Genomic DNA, 2,556 nt, shown 5'->3' with positions numbered 1-2,556 from the left:
ATGTTGGTTGGTGATTTAAATGATTTGCAAGAAAATGAAGATATTGAATTTGTAATTGGTGTAGGTGTTGCAAGTCAATATTCTGAGAATGGGTATATAGGGATTTCAAATAATGATATTTTTGAGGATATTATCTTGGATAACAAAGGATGGGACAGTGGTAAAGTCATAAATGATGTTATACCAAAATTATTTAAAGGAAATATCTATCTTCCTCTTTATAAGTATTTACGGCAGAATGGTGACTTGGATGATAGAGGCAAGTTATTTAGTTCTGATCATTACAATGAAAAGCTTACGGAGGCCGTAAGTAATAATAATATTAGAATATATTATCCAAAAGGTAAAACATATTTGAATAAAAAAGACGAAATAAAAACCAATGTACCATCTTTTAATAAACTTGTAAGTTCTTATAATTTCAAGCATGTCTTACTTTATATTCCATTTTTGGAGCATAGCAACCTTAATCTTGATGATTTTAAAAACTTTCTAAAATCAAACTTCAACTTAGAAAATTTAAAAATATCAGATTACAGAAAGATGATTTGTTACTACGACTATTTAAAACATGGTCTCCAAATAGACTTAATACCAGAGCCCGATACCCAATAAATAATTCATCTTTAAATAACTCAATCAATAGGATAGATTATGAATCAATACCATTAAAGTATACGTTATGAAATTTACCATGACGTTTAGAGCCGGTTAAATTAATTTAATAGGCAATCTAAGGTTTCGAATTTAATTAATTTTGTTATCAACTCATTTCTATATATTTAAACATAGCATTTGTAGCAAAGACGTAAAAAATAATAGTTAACGATCAGTTAGTACCAATTCCAAGACCTCCAATTGGATCAGAATGGTGGAATTCTGAATTGCTCGTCCGATATAAAATGGTTAAAAATATACCTTTTGGATTCTTTGATGCTCATACCGAAATAAACATAGAGGAAATGTTTCCTTTAGACTATTTTGAACACCAGAAATTTAACGATCTATAATAATCAACAAATAACAGTTCGAGATTATTTTTAATAAAAGGATACATGCAGGTAAGGCAAATGACGCAACACTACAGTTGGCATGAAGCACACCATGTAAGAAATCATTTACCGCCAAATCATCTGTCCACCTGACGTTTCAATCTTATCTTTACCTTTCACGAAAACGGGGTATCCGCCCTACTAAGTGCATCTTGATTAGATGATTTGCTGGGTTTAGCTTTGCCGGCATGAATAATTTAGAAGAAAAGCGCAGGGCCATGGTAGCCATGATCGAAGATTGGCGATCCAGTGGCAAATCAAAGAAACAATATTGTTTAGAGAAGGGCATCAATGAGGCGAAGTTTTATTACTGGTATTCGCGTAGCAAGGAAACAGAAAGTACTCCCGGGGTATTTATCCCCATAGAGAAGCGTTCAGGTACCAGGGAGATAGAAGTATTTTATCCAAACGGGGTCAAGCTGAAAGTTAATGGCGATCTGTTGCTTTTATCTCAATTGATCCGTCTGTACTGATATGTTCTCGCTGGGATCTTCGCACCGTTTCTATCTTTATTCGGGGCATTGTGATATGCGCAAGAGTTTTGACGGGCTTTGTGGACTAGTCAGCTCTGTGATGCAGCGCATTCCCACCAGCGGCGAAGTGTTCGTCTTTTTGAACCGAAGTGGTACGCACATCAAACTGCTGCACTGGGAAAACGGCGGCTTTGTACTCTACTACAAACGGCTGGAACAGGGAACTTTCCTTGCTCCAAAAGGCAGGGAAAATGAAATGTCATGGAGTGATCTGGTATTGATGGTTGAAGGCATCCATGTGGTAAAGAGTATTCGAAAAAAACGCTTTTCATTAGTGTAAAAACAAGCTTTATACTTGTTTAAATGATGGTAAACCCGTATTTTTCGGGTATGGAAACGGCACTGGAAAATCTATCAAGAGAGGATCTTTTAAAGGTCATTTCCAGCCGTGATGAAAAGATAGAATCCCTTTCCCAGGAGCGAGACTACCTGAAAACTCAGGTTGAAATGTTCAGGCGCATGCAGTTCGGTCAAAGGCGGGAACGCTTTGAAGCTGACCCAAATCAAACGATGTTACCTTTTGAGGCTGATGTTATAGCTGTAGAGCAGCAAAAGGAAGAAACCAAAGAAAAGATTGAGTACGTACGCAAACGCCCAAACCATCATGGACGTGCAAAGCTGCCCGGGCACCTACCTGTAGAAGAAATCGAAATACATCCTGAAGGCGACTTGTCTGATATGGTTTGTATCGGCAAGGAAGTTACTGAAGAACTGGAATGCGAGCCTGCACGGTTCTTTATCAAAAGATACATCCGCTATAAATATGCTGCTAAAAACGGTGAAGGCGTAAAGATCGGCGAGCTTCCTGAGCGCGTGATCGATAAGGGTATTCCCGGAGCCGGTCTGTTAGCCTCCATATTGGTCTATAAGTATGCAGACCACCTCCCATTGTACCGCCAAAAACAACGCTTTGCAAGGGAAAACATCCAGATCGCTTCATCAACCATTGATGGTTGGACAAAAGAAGCACT

The 2,556-nt window shown here is 37.9% G+C and carries 4 protein-coding genes; all 4 read left to right on the top strand.

Annotated elements, in window-relative coordinates; all coding sequences use genetic code 11:
• On the top strand, positions 1 to 615 hold a 615-nt coding region (locus ACR2F7_RS15575; protein ID WP_432714465.1), incomplete at its 5' end, for a hypothetical protein.
• 625 nt (positions 616 to 1,240) lie between these two features.
• The gene (gene tnpA / locus ACR2F7_RS15570) at positions 1,241 to 1,525 is read left to right on the top strand and encodes an IS66 family insertion sequence element accessory protein TnpA (protein WP_432714464.1); all 285 of its coding nucleotides are present in this window, start codon (positions 1,241 to 1,243) and stop codon (positions 1,523 to 1,525) included.
• Between the two features lies 1 nt (position 1,526).
• Positions 1,527 to 1,865 (top strand): IS66 family insertion sequence element accessory protein TnpB, encoded by a 339-nt coding sequence (gene tnpB, locus ACR2F7_RS15565; protein WP_432710056.1) that lies wholly within the window; start codon positions 1,527 to 1,529, stop codon positions 1,863 to 1,865.
• Between the two features lie 50 nt (positions 1,866 to 1,915).
• The coding region (locus ACR2F7_RS15560; RefSeq protein ID WP_432714466.1) for a transposase at positions 1,916 to 2,556 on the top strand (641 nt) is incomplete at its 3' end.

Origin of the sequence: Pedobacter sp. (assembly GCF_045628745.1) — a bacterium.
GTDB lineage: Bacteria > Bacteroidota > Bacteroidia > Sphingobacteriales > Sphingobacteriaceae > Pedobacter.
The sequence above is the reverse complement of the archived record's forward strand: the minus strand, read 5'-3'. Positions and strand labels throughout refer to the sequence as shown.

Excerpts from the sequence above, each read along its gene's own strand:
- tnpA (WP_432714464.1), top strand. The coding sequence starts at position 1,241 with ATGAATAATTTAGAAGAAAAGCGCAGGGCCATGGTAGCCATGATCGAA.
- tnpB (WP_432710056.1), top strand. The coding sequence starts at position 1,527 with ATGTTCTCGCTGGGATCTTCGCACCGTTTCTATCTTTATTCGGGGCAT.